The organism is Pseudovibrio sp. SCP20 (assembly GCF_057774105.1).
This window is the reverse complement of sequence record NZ_JBYMDH010000002.1, coordinates 151,341-164,414: the sequence shown is the minus strand read 5'-3', so window position 1 is coordinate 164,414 and position 13,074 is coordinate 151,341. Positions and strand designations below refer to the sequence as shown.

Here is a 13,074-nt window from a genome sequence, read left to right as displayed (position 1 = left end):
GGTTGAACTTGCTCAACCTAAACAGTTTCTATGAATTGTCCAAATCAGATGTAGAGAGCACAAGGTCGTCCGTATGGATCATCTCGGCACGTCCCGGGTAGCCAACAATAGCTTCAATTTCCTTGCTGTTGCGTCCAATGATGAGAGAGGCCTCACCATAATCGTAGGCAACAAGACCGCGTCCCACATCATGGCCGTCCGCATCAACAATGCGCACCGCATCACCACGGGTGAAAGTGCCGTCCACCTTGGTCACACCAGCGGGCAACAAGCTCTTGCCAGCCTTCACGGCCTTCAGTGCACCTGCATCCAGCTGGATAGTGCCATGCGGCTTCAGATGGCCGCTGATCCACGTTTTGCGAGCGCGGGATGGAGAAGATGGGGCAGGGAACCATGTGGCCCGTGCGCCGTTCTCAATCGCATCCAGCGGGTTCAGCGTCTTGCCGCTGGCAATGATCATTGTGGTGCCAGCGCTCTGCGCAATCTTGGCCGCGTCGATCTTGGTCTTCATGCCGCCGGATGAGAATGCGGAGCCAGGTGCACCAGCCATTGCCTCAATCTCTTGCGTTACCTGAGGAACCTCAGGCAGGAAGATCGCATTCGGATCAGTTTGCGGAGCGGCAGTATAAAGCCCATCCACGTCAGAAAGCAGCACCAGCAGGTCCGCACTCGCCATGGTCGCCACACGGGCGCCCAGACGGTCGTTGTCGCCATACCGGATTTCGGAGGTCGCGACGCTATCGTTCTCGTTGATGATCGGCACAGCACCCATCTTGAGCAGGGTGCTGATTGTCTCGCGCGCATTGAGATAACGGCGACGCTCTTCTGTGTCGCCAAGGGTCAGCAGAATCTGACCAGCCGTCAAACCACGCGCACCAAGAATTTCAGAGTAAGCCTGAGCAAGTGCAATCTGGCCCACAGAAGCGGCGGCCTGCGCCTGCTCCAGCTTCAAGGGGCCAGCGGGCAAACCAAGCACACCACGACCAAGAGCAATAGAACCGGAGGAGACCACCAGAACCTCTTTCCCAGCTTCGGAAAGAGCCTGCAGATCATCCGCCAGAGATTCTAGCCACTCCCGCTTCAACCGGCCATTCTCTACCAGCAGGGCAGAGCCGATTTTTACGGTGATGCGCTTATAGTCGCTCAGACTTCGGGCCATTATGGGCGCCACTCCTCGATTCCATCAGAAGGAACGGAATTAGCCTCTTCTTGCTTATCCTTGTCAATGGCACGAATGATCATTCGTTGCGCAGTGTCGATGTTCTCACCACTGGCCGAAGAAATAATCAATGGTTTCTGCCCGCAAGCCTCTTCCAGTGACTTAAAGCGCTCTTCACGCAGCTCATCAGTCAGCGCATCTGCTTTGGAAAGGCAAACAATTTCAGGCTTCTCGTCCAGGCCATGGCCATAAGCTTCCAGCTCACCACGAATGGTGCGGTATGCATCGCCCGGATCTTCCTCACCAGAACCATCCACCAGATGCAGAAGCACGCGGGTACGCTCTACGTGACCAAGGAAGCGGTCGCCCAGACCATGCCCTTCGTGTGCGCCACGGATAAGACCCGGAATGTCAGCCAGTACAAAGCCGCGACCGTCCAGCTCACAAACACCAAGGTTTGGATGCAGTGTGGTGAACGGATAGTCCGCAATCTTCGGGCGGGCTGCGGATACAGCAGAAAGGAAGGTAGACTTACCTGCGTTTGGCAGACCAACAAGGCCAGCATCCGCAATCAGCTTCAGGCGCAGCCAGATCCACTTCTCTTCGCCTTCCTGACCAGGGTTCGCGTGACGCGGTGCCTGGTTGGTAGAGGTTTTGAAGTGCGCGTTACCAAAGCCACCGTTACCGCCGCGCATCAGCAGCAGGCGCTGACCTTTTTCGGTCAGATCAGCAACAACGGTTTCGTTGTCTTCTTCCAAAATTTGGGTGCCCACTGGCACGCGCAGCACAACATCGTCGCCTTTAGCGCCGGTTCTGTTGCGGCCCATGCCATGCATGCCGATTTTCGCTTTGTAGTGCTGGGCATAGCGATAGTCGATCAGCGTGTTGAGGCCTTCAACGCACTCAACCCACACATCACCACCACGGCCACCATCACCACCGTCGGGACCACCTTCGGCAACATATTTCTCTCGGCGGAAGCTGACGCTACCCGCGCCACCATCGCCAGACTTTACAAAGATCTTTGCCTGATCGAGGAATTTCATTTTATTCTCTTTCGTCCACCTGTGACGTTCTTTGGAGGACGTCATAAAGCCCTATTGCGCTCCCGCCAAGGGTGGAACAGCAAATCTGGCTAATTTTGTTGCTTTGCGTACTCCCGAAAAGTGTTTCGCGGTTTTCGGACAAGAGTACGCAACTGATAAAGCGTACCCCCGAAAAGTGCTTCGCGGTTTTCGGACAAGAGTACGCAACTGATAAAGCGTACTCCCGAAAAGTGCTTCATGGCTTCTGGGTTACTGTACGCTGGATGTATAAAAGCGCGCGCTGAAACAGCCAAAAGGCTCGCGAACATCAGTTCACGAGCCTTCCGAAATGAAGATAAGCTGAGATGGGAGGGTTTTAGGCTGCAATCGCCTGCATGGATGCCCATCTGTCCCGGGTCAGTGTGACCGTCGTATAATCCATTTCGATGTCGCCGCGTGCGCGGTTCTTTTCTTTGGTCTCTCCGGTAACCTCAAACCCGTTCTTCTGAAGCACATTCAGAGACTTTGGGTTGATGGTGAACAGACCGGTGTTCATTGCACCTGCTTTCAGCTGGTTGAACACATAATCACAAACCAGATTGGTTGCTTCACTGGCATAGCCTTTGCCCCAGTGAGACTTCGCCAACCAGTAACCGAGGTGAGGCACTGTCGACACATTGCGAATGCCGATCACGCCGACCAGACCTTCACCATTGTCGATGACCCAGTTGATTTCTTCGCTATGCGGTGTGGTGCGGCAGTGGTCAAACCACCAGTCGCCATCATCCTTGGTGTAAGGATGCGGAACCACGGTCAGCATCTTGCTCACGTCGAAATCGTTCAGAAACTCGTTATGAATATCAAAATCACCCTCGCGAAAATCGCGTAGGATCAAGCGCTCGGATTGCAACTCCGGGAACATGACAAACTCTTCTTATTCTTCTTGGAGCGCTTGGCTTATTTTTGCTGGCGCTCTTAATTCAAGTACACGAAGATAGCGTCAAGCCCGTCAGTCCACATGCCTGCAACGCGCCGGTGCTATCCAAACCACGCTTTAAGTTCCTGAATTTCAAATCTCTGAGTGCGATGCGCAGCCAAAAAACTGGTGGATGATCAACCAGATGGACGAGGGAGCAAAAGGCTGTTGCCGCAACCTTGCTCAAGACCCTTATCCTGCCATCTGCTGAAAGTCGCGGAACGCATAAACTGTCGCGCCAGCCAGTACAGAATGAGCAAGACCCATCTTCAATCTCCTTGATCCAAAAAGAACCAGCAGGAAACTGAAGCTGATCAACACCTGCGTCTCGCTTCAAACTGAAGGAAACCGGCCAGGTAACAGTATCTTGGAGATTTCAAAATCCGAGAGGAACTTTAAAAGCTTGGGGGCGGTCAGTATCTCGGACAGAACCCGATTGCAAGCACTTAGAGCGTGTTTTTGGAAATTTTTTCACTGAGTGAGGATTATTTGAGAATGCCGATACGCATCCCTGCATCTCTCAAAGAAGAGAAACCGCCTACAGGCCTTGTGTGTGAAGATCAAGACCTTAGTGAAAACCCCAAAGAAAATCTTAGGAAAGAGTTCAGCACACCCACATTGTGCGTATGAAAAATGCGTGAGCTTCGCTCTTTATGAAATGCCGGGCTTTACTTGAGGGTAAATATATGGAATGCCCTCTGTACGTTAAGACTATCGACTCCCTGTCTCCTTATGGCGTCAGTGCACTCGATTTTGCCCTGACGCTAAAGCTGCTTGCATGTCGCAACAGCATATCCAACAGGAGATATCACGATGGCTAAAGGCACCGTGAAATGGTTCAACACCACCAAAGGTTTCGGTTTCATCGCACCTGAAGATGGAAGCAAAGACGTATTCGTTCACATCTCAGCTGTAGAGCGCTCCGGTCTTTCCACTCTGGCAGACGGCCAGGAAGTGACTTTTGAACTGGAAACAGGCCGCGACGGCCGCCAGAGCGCTGTAAACCTCGAAACCGTATAATTCGAGCGACACAGTTTCTAAAAAGAGAGCGTAGCAATACGCTCTCTTTTTTTGTTTGGAGTTCACTCCGAACTTTGGGCGCCGATCTTGAGAGCATCGATTGAGTTACTCATGGGATCCCAACCTGCCCACTTCGTTTCTTCTTGCCAATCCACTCAGAAGCTAGTGTAAGGTACGGTATCGTACTTGCCTGAGAGTTGGAAGCATTGCATGGAAACGGAAAAAAAGGTGTCACGTGGCGAGAAGCGCAGAAATGAGCTTCTGGAAATAGCAGCTGACACGATTATCGAACTTGGCTATGCCAACACCTCGATGGATGAGATCGTCAGGCGCGCCCGCGCCTCCAAAACCACGGTCTATAGACACTTCAAAAACAAAGAAGCAATGCTGGCAGAGATTGTCAGCAACCTGTCGGAAGGGCCAGTCCTCTCGATCAAGCCGTTGGATTCTCATGCCGACGGCGGATCTCTTCAGGAGCTGGAAGAGACACTCTTTGTCTTTGGCAAAGCAGTATTGACCTTAATCTATGACGACAGAACCTTAGGACTTTGGCGCATGCTCATCGGAGAGGGCAGTCGCGCGCAGCATATCACGAAGTCCTTCTTCCAGCTCGGCCCCAAGCGCGCAAGCTCCAGCATCGCACAGCAACTGCAACTCGCCAATGAGCTTGGAATTATCTCAGTTGAGCACGCTGAAAAGGCAGCGAGCATATTCATGGGCATGCTGCGCGAAGACACGCACCTTGCGTTGCTATTGGGCGTTCAGTCAGCACCGAGTGAAGAAGAAATTTCATCTCATGTTCGCCAATGCGTAGGCGACTTCATGAAAGCTCACAGGGCCTAGCTGCACCCACGTGGAGGCAGCTCGAAACCTGTGAAGCTTGACGAAAGCAATTTTTATCTGCTAAGTGTACGGTACGGTATCGTACACTTATGGAGGTAGAGATGCTTGACAATAACACTGTTGCACATTCCATCGTAACCCGCGCCGAGGCCATGCCAACGCCGCAGCACATCAGTCTGAACAAAATCAGGAAGTCAAAAGACGGTCTGGAGCTTGAGGTTGATTTGATCGCTGAGCTCACAGGCGATGGTCTGGTCAAGAGCGGCGTGGTGCAGCCCAACGTTCCCGGTTTCGGCGCTTTTGAACTCCTCTGCGATGAAGGCTCATCCATCGGTGGAGCAGACACCGCGCCCGCTCCGCTGTCTTATCTCGCAGCTGGTATAGGCTTCTGCCTGCTGACCCATGTGCATGGGCTGGCCCAGTCCCGGAAGCTGAACATCTCCTCCATTAAGCTGGAGCAGAAGATGAAGTTCCAATCCAAAATTCCGGGAATGACGGCGGAAGAAGGCTCGGAAATGCTCGGCGTCTCAAAAGGCATTGAGACCGTCATCATTATCGAGTCGCAAGAAGATCCATCGCTTATCGCTTTACTGGTGGAGGCAAGCGAGAAGGCATGCATGGCACTTCAAACCGTCGTAAATGCAATTCCGTCATCGACCACAATCATCAACAATGGCCAGAAACTCTGAGCCAGACCTGATGCGTAGGGCTGCCTGCAAAATGAAATAGCTTAAGAGGCAGCCCTCTACTCCAACTCACCTTCTGAATATTGAAGCAGAGAAGGGCGGGGGAAACACAATGATGTCCTCGAAAAATCCCACCTACTATCCCACCACGTTCCGTAACCCGCTGATGGCGACAATTGTCTGGGCCCAGCTCTTTGTTCTCTATTGCATCACGCTTCTGGCCTTCAGCACGCAGAATGAAAGTCATGTGCTTTGGGCTGATCCATTTATCAAGATCATACCAATCTATGCCTCAACCTGGCTCGTCATTCTCACGTCTCTGCTCTTGGGCTGGTATTGTTTTAAAAAGCTAGGCTGGGCAGGGTTGAAAACGCATACACCTGTCACTCAGATCATTGCTGGTGCAGGCACAGCTGTCATCGTGACCTGCATAATTTGGAGCATCTTCGGAAGCAAACTGCCGGACTTTGTTCCAGCCGAAGAAAGCTCACGCCCCGGTTTCCTCTTTGGTATGGTTGCCGGATACGGTGAAGAGCTGTTGTTCCGTATGCTGATCAGTGCGCCTGTCTTTTTCGGCATGTTCAGGCTGCTGGCAGGCGTAAAGCACAGCTATCGTGTATTTTGGTCTGCGTTAACTGCGGTTCTCATCGCCGCGATTGCCTTTGTTGTCTTTCACGAGCTAGGCGAAACAGATCACACATTGATGTGGAACTTGATAGCCACCCGCATGCTTGTGCCGGGGCTGATAATGGGAAGCCTGTTTTTCCTGCTCGGGCCGGGATTTGTCATTTTTATGCATGCCTCAATGCACATAATGATACCGCTGCTGTTTAACTGACTGTGCTCACGGGCAGGTATTCTATCGCGCGAGTGAAACGGCCTGTCGTGTACATGCTTTGATACGCGACAGGCCAATAGACAATCAAACAGCCACTGCCCGCATGGCTTCCCATAGATCGCGGGTGAGTTCTACATTGATCAGGGGGATGTCTTCCTCACCACGGGCGCGGCTTTTGTCAGGTTGGGTGCCGACGGTCTGGAAGCCGTTTTTGGCCAGCACGTTCAGTGAGCCATCATTTTCCTCAAAGGCGCCGGAGGTAACCTTGGTGGCCCCAAGCGTTTCAAAGCAGTAGTCGACAACAGCCTCGGTTGCTTCGCTCATGTAGCCTTTGCCCCAGAACGGTTGGCCCAGCCAGTAACCGATGCGTGGGTAACCATCTTCCGCAATGCGGATTCCGATAACACCCGCAAATCCGTGCTCAGATTCAATAACCCAGTTGGTCTCTTTAGTCAGAGGCGTCTCGCTGATGTGGTTGAGCCACCATTCGCCATCTGCCTTTGTGTAGGGGTAAGGAACCACAGTCAGCATTTTACTGACTTCAAAATTATTGATGTTCTCACAAATCGGCTCCAGATCATCCTGCCGAAACTGGCGAAGGGTGAGACGACTGGTGTTAAGTTCAGGAAACATTTTTTGTCCAATTTCTTGTATTTAGGAGCGCTCACCATTTGGTCTTAAACGCTCAGGAATTTCGTTGGTTGCTGATGTTCTCAGGCAATCGTAAGCCGTTCTGCCCACTGTTCTTTTGTCAAACTGAAAGAGATACTCGGCAGTGTTTCACCTTCGCGAGATCGTGGTGTAGAAAAGCCTCTACCGACTTCGCGAAAACCCAGCTTGTTCAGAACACGTAAGCTGGCAGGGTTTTCTTCTAGCGCGGAGGTATAGATCGTTGGCAAGTCGAGCGTTTCAAAGCCATATTTCACAACAGCTTCAGCGGCCTCACTCATATAGCCTTTGCCCCACAGATGCTCCGCAAGCCAGTACCCCAAAATAGGTTTACCGCTTTGCAGCTTCATCAGCGTGATCGCACCTGAAAAGCTCGCCGGCCCCTCAATAACCCAGGCAATCTTTTCAGTGAGCGGAGTGGTGCGGCAAAAGTTGATCCACCACTCTCCATCCTCTTTGGAATAAGGATAGGGCACCTCGGAAAGTGTTTTCACGACTGCAAAATTGTTGATGTGCGTACAAAGCGGCTCCAGATCTGTGTGCTTGAACTGGCGCAGTGTTAGCCTGTCTGTTTTAAGTTCAGGAAACATCTTAAATACTCATGTGCTCGCGTCTGTGCTGGTCAGACGAAGAAAGTCATCGCGGGTTATCTGAAGTTGGATCTCATCCAGCTCTGCATTGTCCCGTGCACGGCAAACATGTTTGGCCTCTCCGGTGATTTTGAAGCCGTACTTGGTCAGCACGCGTAAAGAGGCCGGGTTTTCCTTGAAAACACCGGTGCGCACCACATGAAGCTCTCGCTCTTCAAAGAGATAAGCAAGAACAGCCTGCAAGGCTTCACTCATCAGGCCTTTGCCCCAATGCTCTCGCCCAAGCCAGTATCCAACACTCGCAGCCCCTTGCAGTTCCTTGGCTTTAAACCCACCACAAAACTGCCCATCAAGCTCAATGGCCCACGTCACGTTTTCAGCAGAATTGTTCGCAAGCGCCTGCGCAATGTAATCCCGCCCATCCTCTTCAGAAAACGGATGCGGCTGACTGCTCAGTGATTTAGAGACCTCAAAGTCCCCCAAATAAGCACAGAGCCGCTCAAGATCTCCTGCCTGCATCTCCCTCAGCACAAGTCGGTCGCTGCGGAGCACTGGGAAGGTTGAAAGGGTGGTGTCTCGTGGGCTCATTGCAACAACCCTTTATCTTCAAAAGGCAAATCGACATCAATTGCTGTGCTGAACTGCTCAGATGAAATCATAAGAAATGCTTCCTCCAGCTCTTCACCACCCCGTGCATTGCAAGTGTTAGTGCGCAGCTTTTTGATAGTGAAACCAGCTTTCTGCAGCACTCGCAAAGAAGCAGGATTGCAGCAAAACGCTCCGGTTTGCAGTGTTTTAAGGCCTCGGTGCTGGAATAGATAAGTCAGCACCAAACGTATTGTCTCGCTCATGAAGCCTTTGCCCCAATGTGGCTTTCCGAGCCAATAGCCGATACCAGGATAGCTGTTCAGGTAGTTTGCTTTAAAATACCCGCAGAACTGCCCTTCATGCTCAATCGCCCAATGGATCTCGTCATTCAGATCACCGCTCAGCGCTCGCATAAGATACTGCTGCCCGTCCTCAAGGGAGAAGGGATGCGGCGGACTGCAAAGCATCTTCGCCACATCATAATCACCCAGATACTCAGTCAGTAGTTCCAAATCGGTTTCCCGCATCTCCCTCAGCACAAGTCGGTCGCTGCGGAGAACTGGGAAGGTGTTTTGGGTCTTCATGACGATCAGCTTTCTGCTTCTGCAAGATCCACGAAATCGGCGAGAGGCAAGGCAAGCCGGATATGAGGAACCATCGTATCACCACGTCCTTTGGAGGGGATAGATTCTTCTCCAATTTTGCTGAAGCCCATTTTATCCAACAAGTGAGAAGAGGCAGGATTGTCTGCAAAGACACCAGCCTCAAAGCGTGTCACAGCGCGGTGTTCAAACCCAAAACGCAAAACCGTACGCAGAGCTTCACCCATGTAGCCACGGCCCCAATAGGGTTCACCCATCCAATAACCGGTCCAGCCAGTGCCATCCTCAAACTTGGCCCAGATACAGCCAACCAAGCCAGTTCCATTATCAATCGCCCACAACACCACACTGGCAGGATCATTGGTCCGGCCACGACTGATATAGAACCTAGCAGTTTCCTCCGTAAATGGATGCGGCATGCCTGAAAGCATGCTCGCAATCGCGAAGGAGTTTGCCAGTTGAACAAGGCGATCGAGATCACCGTCGTCGATCATGCGCAATCGGAGACGGTCTGTTTTCAGCTCTGGAAAAACCACTTTATCTTATCCCCGCCACAGCAAGTTGTGGTTGCTCCACCGCCTGACCCAGATTGAGTTCGAAGTTCTGAGTCTCCACCTCGTCAGTTCCTCTGGAGACGCAGGAGTGCGTGCAAACGGATGTCGGAACGAAGCCATTTTTCAAAAGAACGCGAAATGACGCAGGATTCTCCAAAAAAACGCACGCATCAACGTTTTCGACGCTCCGCTCATTTTGCAGATAGTTTACAACGGCTTGCACCGCCTCACTCATGTAGCCCCGCCGCCAGTAGTATTTTCCAAGCGCATAGCCCAGAGACGCGGATTCTCCAATCCGGTGCGCACCAATGGACCCGATGAAGCCGGTACCATTGTCAATCGCCCAAACCACATCCGTCTTCAGATCAAAAGAATGGCTACGAGAGATAAACTCATGCGCCCACTCATCCGTGATCGGGTGCGGAAAACTGGCGGTCATCCGTGCCACGTCATAATCAGAGAACAGAAACCGCAGCCGAGGAAAATCGTCTGGCTGAAGTGCTCTTAAAATCAACCGGTTGGTCTGTAGTTCAGGGAAGATCATTGTGCTGCCTCCTGCACTCTGAGCTGTTGTGCTGCGATGAAATCACTAGGGGATATGCGGAACTCTACTGTGGGATAATTCCCGGCAAGACGGGCGCGGCTACGTCCCTCATTTCGCCCCGTATGGACAAAACCAAGCTTTCTCAGCAGGGCCTGTGAGCCAGCATTGTCACTGAAGGCATCCGCGCAAATGGAAGGGACTTCGCGCTCCAGCAAAAGGTAGTTGAGCGCTGCACTAACTGCCTCGTACATAACGCCTTTCTTCCATTTTTCTTCGGCGAGCCAAAAAGCGATATCCGGTGTCTGCTGCAGATAACCAACGCCCACTCCGCCAATCACGCCCCCCTGAAGCTCCACGGCCCAGTTCACAGCATGACCTAAATCACCGGGCATAAACCTTTGCAGAAACACCTCAGCGTCTGCCTTTGTGAAAGGGTGGGGCTGCGATGCCAGCATGCGCGTAATGTTCTGATTTTGCAGCAGTTCCACGAGGCGCGGCGCATCCGTCTCTCTCCATTCCCGCAGTGTCAGGCTTGCTGTTCTCAAACGAGGGAAAGTGGTCATTGTGCTGCCTCCTGCACTCTGAGCTGTTGTGCTGCAATGAAATCCAGCGGGGATATAGCGAACTCTTCTGTAGGATAATCTCCAGCCAGACGCGCCGCGCTGCTCCCCATTCCTTGCCCGGTATGAACAAATCCAAGCTTACGCATCAGCGCTTGCGAACCGATGTTATCGCTGAATGCATCCGCAACGATCTTGGGGAGTTCGCGTTCAAGAAGAAGGTAGCGCAAGGCTTCACTAACAGCCTCAAACATAATGCCTTTTCTCCAGTGCTCCTCAGCCAGCCACCATCCGATGCCAGGTGTGTCATTCAAAGGTCTGGCGCCAACGCCGCCGATCACCTCTCCCTGAAGTTCAACGGCCCAGTTCACAGCCTCGTTCAGATCACCGGGGATTGCCGTCTGCAGAAAAGCCTCTGCATCCGCTTTGGTAAAGGGATGTGGTTTCGAAGTCAGCATGCGCGTAATGCTATGATTTTGAAAGAGTTTCAGTGCACGCGGCGCATCCGTCTCTCTCCACTCCCGCAGTGTCAGGCTGGTCGTTCTTAAGCGAGGAAAAGTGGTCATAGCGCAGCTCCCATCATCACATGCGCATCACCATGCAATGCCTCAAACCGATCCCGCGGCAGATGCATGATGATATTCTCAACGTCTTGTTGCAGAGGTTTAGAGTAGCGAAGGCAAACACCAGCAGGCTCAAAGCCTAGCTTTTTCAAGGTCTTCTGAGAGGAGTAGTTCGTCGCAAATACACGAGCGGCAAACACATCACATGCCTCGCGCGAAAAGCCCCAGTGGAGCGCGGCAACACATGCTTCAACCATAAAGCCTTGCGCCTGAGCTTTCTGAGAAAGCCAGTACCCAATGGTTGGCAGCTCCGGGAACTCCTTGAGATCGCCGGGCTTTTCAATCTCAACGCCGCCAATGAGTTGGCCGTCAAGTTCGATGGCAAACGGAAATGGGTCCGTTTTTGGATTTGCTGCACTGGCCTTTTCGATAAAGGCTTCAGCCTCCATCATAATTGGAGGCCACGTTAACCCGGTAAGCCAACGTGCAATCTCATAATCAGAGTGGCCGATCTCCCAAAATCGGGCGAGATCGTCAGATTGGAATGGGCGCAGCTGCAGCCTTTGAGTATCTAAAGTTGTGGTGAGCATCGTAAAAGGCCTTGTAAATCAAACGCATATTTCTCTGGTCGTTATTTGAAATGGATAAGTGAAGGTAAAACGCAGCAGCCCCCGATGACCCGGAATGCAGACATAACGAATGCATCAGGATCAGAAGGATCGCTGGTTTGTGTGGTTGAAGGTATGCCGTTACAGGCAAACAACAATCACGCTGCCGGAAGCAGGTTGCTTTCGCTACAACCTGCTGATCTGGCATCACTTAACCAGCAGATCCCCATCGCGTATTCGCGATCCATTGGGTGCGGGTCAGTGTAAAGCGTGTGGCATCCACCACGGCCATAGCGCCGAGAGAATGCAGCTTTGTTGTTCCATCCTGCTTAAAGCCGCACTTGGTCAGCACGCGGTGCGAGGCAGGGTTGCTCACACGGCAAGAAGCGGAGAGCTCCTTAACGCCGTTGGCAAACGCGAATTCGATAACAGACTGAACTGCTTCTGTCGCATATCCCTGGTTCCAGAATGGCTCGCCTACCCAATAACCCAGGTGCACAGCACCAAAGTCTTCGGCAAGCGGATTGAAACCGATAGCGCCAATAAAGCGGCCAGTGTTCTTCATGCGGATCGCGAATGTCGCTTGAGACGGTAACTGAACTTCACACCGCTTTACGAGCGCTTTAGCGTCTTCGTACGTGAAAGGATGCGGCATGTTCGTCAGTTTCTCAGCGATCCGACGGTTGTTGGCCAAAAACAGGATGTCAGCCAAATCATCCTTGCGCGCTCGGTCGATGACGAGACGCGCGGTGTCCTGCGGCGACCCGGCCGCAAAGCAACTGCTTTCTTCTGGGATCTCTTCGTATTCAACTACCATGGTTCTTACTCCGGTCTTGCTGCCCGTCCCACAGGGCAAAGAAAAAGGGGAAGACGGTGTCCCATCTACCCCTTAATCTTGATCTTTTTGATCTTGACCGGATTTTCCTAAATCCGCCGGGGTCTTGATGAGACGCCGACGATTTGGATTTCCACGTCAGCGTTACTCAGCGGCGAGCGCCACTGGCATCACATTAATAAATGTTCGGCCGTTGCGTTTTTCTTCAAACGCAACTTTGCCTTCTACGGTCGCAAAGATAGTATGGTCTTTACCCATGCCTACACCTGCGCCTGGGTGCCACTTAGTGCCACGCTGACGTGCAATGATGTTGCCAGGTACGACAGCTTCGCCACCGTATTTTTTGATGCCAAGGCGGCGACCAGCTGAATCGCGACCGTTGCGGGATGAACCGCCAGCTTTTTTATGAGCCAT

Annotated in this window: 18 protein-coding genes; 4 read left to right on the top strand and 14 right to left on the bottom strand. The window is 52.3% G+C overall.

From position 1 onward, the window contains the following. Positions 1–28 precede the first annotated feature (28 nt). The 3 genes from proB to AC3CB2_RS09205 all read right to left on the bottom strand — a co-directional run bounded on the left by proB (position 29) and on the right by AC3CB2_RS09205 (position 3,106). Positions 29–1,159: a glutamate 5-kinase gene (gene proB, locus AC3CB2_RS09215; protein WP_008548494.1), complete on the bottom strand. Its 1,131-nt coding sequence runs from the start codon at positions 1,157–1,159 to the stop codon at positions 29–31. Beyond that, positions 1,159–2,205: a GTPase ObgE gene (gene obgE, locus AC3CB2_RS09210; protein ID WP_008548573.1), complete on the bottom strand. Its 1,047-nt coding sequence runs from the start codon at positions 2,203–2,205 to the stop codon at positions 1,159–1,161. The genes proB and obgE overlap by 1 nt, the downstream gene beginning before the upstream one ends. Before the next feature lie 355 nt (positions 2,206–2,560). Further along, positions 2,561–3,106 (bottom strand): GNAT family N-acetyltransferase, encoded by a 546-nt coding sequence (locus AC3CB2_RS09205; RefSeq protein WP_008548525.1) that lies wholly within the window; start codon positions 3,104–3,106, stop codon positions 2,561–2,563. Positions 3,107–3,973: 867 nt separating this feature from the next. Between AC3CB2_RS09205 and AC3CB2_RS09200 the strand changes: the two genes are divergently transcribed. From AC3CB2_RS09200 to AC3CB2_RS09185, 4 genes are all read left to right on the top strand, one after another. Beyond that, entirely contained in the window at positions 3,974–4,180 is a 207-nt protein-coding gene (locus AC3CB2_RS09200) for a cold-shock protein (RefSeq protein ID WP_008548532.1), read from the top strand. 210 nt (positions 4,181–4,390) lie between these two features. Next, positions 4,391–5,023, top strand: a complete 633-nt coding sequence (locus AC3CB2_RS09195) for a TetR/AcrR family transcriptional regulator (RefSeq protein WP_352932711.1) — start codon at positions 4,391–4,393, stop codon at positions 5,021–5,023. Between the two features lie 101 nt (positions 5,024–5,124). Next, complete coding sequence (locus AC3CB2_RS09190) at positions 5,125–5,712, top strand: OsmC-related (seleno)protein (RefSeq protein WP_352932713.1); 588 nt, start codon at positions 5,125–5,127, stop codon at positions 5,710–5,712. A gap of 109 nt (positions 5,713–5,821) precedes the next feature. Next, entirely contained in the window at positions 5,822–6,547 is a 726-nt protein-coding gene (locus AC3CB2_RS09185; protein ID WP_352932716.1) for a hypothetical protein, read from the top strand. A gap of 84 nt (positions 6,548–6,631) precedes the next feature. Here the strand turns inward: AC3CB2_RS09185 and AC3CB2_RS09180 are convergent, their stop codons facing one another. From AC3CB2_RS09180 to rpmA, 11 genes are all read right to left on the bottom strand, one after another. Further along, positions 6,632–7,180: a GNAT family N-acetyltransferase gene (locus AC3CB2_RS09180; RefSeq protein ID WP_352932718.1), complete on the bottom strand. Its 549-nt coding sequence runs from the start codon at positions 7,178–7,180 to the stop codon at positions 6,632–6,634. Between the two features lie 80 nt (positions 7,181–7,260). Then, the gene (locus tag AC3CB2_RS09175; RefSeq protein ID WP_352932720.1) at positions 7,261–7,806 is read right to left on the bottom strand and encodes a GNAT family N-acetyltransferase; all 546 of its coding nucleotides are present in this window, start codon (positions 7,804–7,806) and stop codon (positions 7,261–7,263) included. Between the two features lie 9 nt (positions 7,807–7,815). Continuing rightward, positions 7,816–8,394, bottom strand: coding sequence for a GNAT family N-acetyltransferase (locus AC3CB2_RS09170; protein WP_352932722.1), 579 nt, complete (start codon positions 8,392–8,394; stop codon positions 7,816–7,818). Next, positions 8,391–8,978: a GNAT family N-acetyltransferase gene (locus AC3CB2_RS09165; RefSeq protein WP_352932725.1), complete on the bottom strand. Its 588-nt coding sequence runs from the start codon at positions 8,976–8,978 to the stop codon at positions 8,391–8,393. Before AC3CB2_RS09165 ends, AC3CB2_RS09170 begins: the two co-directional genes overlap by 4 nt. A 5-nt stretch (positions 8,979–8,983) precedes the next feature. Next, positions 8,984–9,532 carry a GNAT family N-acetyltransferase gene (locus AC3CB2_RS09160; protein ID WP_352932728.1) on the bottom strand — a complete coding sequence of 183 codons (549 nt, stop codon included), beginning with the start codon at positions 9,530–9,532 and terminating at the stop codon, positions 8,984–8,986. 1 nt (position 9,533) lies between these two features. Beyond that, the gene (locus tag AC3CB2_RS09155) at positions 9,534–10,094 is read right to left on the bottom strand and encodes a GNAT family N-acetyltransferase (protein ID WP_352932730.1); all 561 of its coding nucleotides are present in this window, start codon (positions 10,092–10,094) and stop codon (positions 9,534–9,536) included. Beyond that, on the bottom strand, positions 10,091–10,657 hold the full coding sequence (locus AC3CB2_RS09150) for a GNAT family N-acetyltransferase (protein ID WP_352932733.1): 567 nt from the start codon (positions 10,655–10,657) through the stop codon (positions 10,091–10,093). The genes AC3CB2_RS09155 and AC3CB2_RS09150 overlap by 4 nt, the downstream gene beginning before the upstream one ends. Further along, a complete protein-coding gene (locus AC3CB2_RS09145; RefSeq protein ID WP_352932736.1) occupies positions 10,654–11,220 on the bottom strand; it encodes a GNAT family N-acetyltransferase in 567 nt (188 codons plus the stop codon). The genes AC3CB2_RS09150 and AC3CB2_RS09145 overlap by 4 nt, the downstream gene beginning before the upstream one ends. Continuing rightward, positions 11,217–11,807: a GNAT family N-acetyltransferase gene (locus tag AC3CB2_RS09140; RefSeq protein WP_352932739.1), complete on the bottom strand. Its 591-nt coding sequence runs from the start codon at positions 11,805–11,807 to the stop codon at positions 11,217–11,219. The genes AC3CB2_RS09145 and AC3CB2_RS09140 overlap by 4 nt, the downstream gene beginning before the upstream one ends. A gap of 229 nt (positions 11,808–12,036) precedes the next feature. After that, positions 12,037–12,642 carry a GNAT family N-acetyltransferase gene (locus AC3CB2_RS09135; RefSeq protein WP_083416880.1) on the bottom strand — a complete coding sequence of 202 codons (606 nt, stop codon included), beginning with the start codon at positions 12,640–12,642 and terminating at the stop codon, positions 12,037–12,039. 162 nt (positions 12,643–12,804) lie between these two features. Continuing rightward, positions 12,805–13,074, bottom strand: coding sequence for a 50S ribosomal protein L27 (rpmA, locus tag AC3CB2_RS09130; protein WP_008548714.1), 270 nt, complete (start codon positions 13,072–13,074; stop codon positions 12,805–12,807).

What these genes read in the sequence shown, in the direction of transcription:
- AC3CB2_RS09195 (WP_352932711.1), top strand. Translation starts at nt 4,391, where the DNA reads ATGGAAACGGAAAAAAAGGTGTCACGTGGCGAGAAGCGCAGAAATGAG.
- obgE (WP_008548573.1), bottom strand. Translation starts at nt 2,205, where the DNA reads ATGAAATTCCTCGATCAGGCAAAGATCTTTGTAAAGTCTGGCGATGGT.
- AC3CB2_RS09140 (WP_352932739.1), bottom strand. Translation starts at nt 11,807, where the DNA reads ATGCTCACCACAACTTTAGATACTCAAAGGCTGCAGCTGCGCCCATTC.
- AC3CB2_RS09170 (WP_352932722.1), bottom strand. Translation starts at nt 8,394, where the DNA reads ATGAGCCCACGAGACACCACCCTTTCAACCTTCCCAGTGCTCCGCAGC.
- proB (WP_008548494.1), bottom strand. Translation starts at nt 1,159, where the DNA reads ATGGCCCGAAGTCTGAGCGACTATAAGCGCATCACCGTAAAAATCGGC.
- AC3CB2_RS09165 (WP_352932725.1), bottom strand. Translation starts at nt 8,978, where the DNA reads ATGAAGACCCAAAACACCTTCCCAGTTCTCCGCAGCGACCGACTTGTG.
- rpmA (WP_008548714.1), bottom strand. Translation starts at nt 13,074, where the DNA reads ATGGCTCATAAAAAAGCTGGCGGTTCATCCCGCAACGGTCGCGATTCA.
- AC3CB2_RS09190 (WP_352932713.1), top strand. Translation starts at nt 5,125, where the DNA reads ATGCTTGACAATAACACTGTTGCACATTCCATCGTAACCCGCGCCGAG.
- AC3CB2_RS09135 (WP_083416880.1), bottom strand. Translation starts at nt 12,642, where the DNA reads ATGGTAGTTGAATACGAAGAGATCCCAGAAGAAAGCAGTTGCTTTGCG.
- AC3CB2_RS09180 (WP_352932718.1), bottom strand. Translation starts at nt 7,180, where the DNA reads ATGTTTCCTGAACTTAACACCAGTCGTCTCACCCTTCGCCAGTTTCGG.
- AC3CB2_RS09205 (WP_008548525.1), bottom strand. Translation starts at nt 3,106, where the DNA reads ATGTTCCCGGAGTTGCAATCCGAGCGCTTGATCCTACGCGATTTTCGC.
- AC3CB2_RS09185 (WP_352932716.1), top strand. Translation starts at nt 5,822, where the DNA reads ATGATGTCCTCGAAAAATCCCACCTACTATCCCACCACGTTCCGTAAC.
- AC3CB2_RS09200 (WP_008548532.1), top strand. Translation starts at nt 3,974, where the DNA reads ATGGCTAAAGGCACCGTGAAATGGTTCAACACCACCAAAGGTTTCGGT.
- AC3CB2_RS09175 (WP_352932720.1), bottom strand. Translation starts at nt 7,806, where the DNA reads ATGTTTCCTGAACTTAAAACAGACAGGCTAACACTGCGCCAGTTCAAG.
- AC3CB2_RS09145 (WP_352932736.1), bottom strand. Translation starts at nt 11,220, where the DNA reads ATGACCACTTTTCCTCGCTTAAGAACGACCAGCCTGACACTGCGGGAG.
- AC3CB2_RS09155 (WP_352932730.1), bottom strand. Translation starts at nt 10,094, where the DNA reads ATGATCTTCCCTGAACTACAGACCAACCGGTTGATTTTAAGAGCACTT.
- AC3CB2_RS09150 (WP_352932733.1), bottom strand. Translation starts at nt 10,657, where the DNA reads ATGACCACTTTCCCTCGTTTGAGAACAGCAAGCCTGACACTGCGGGAA.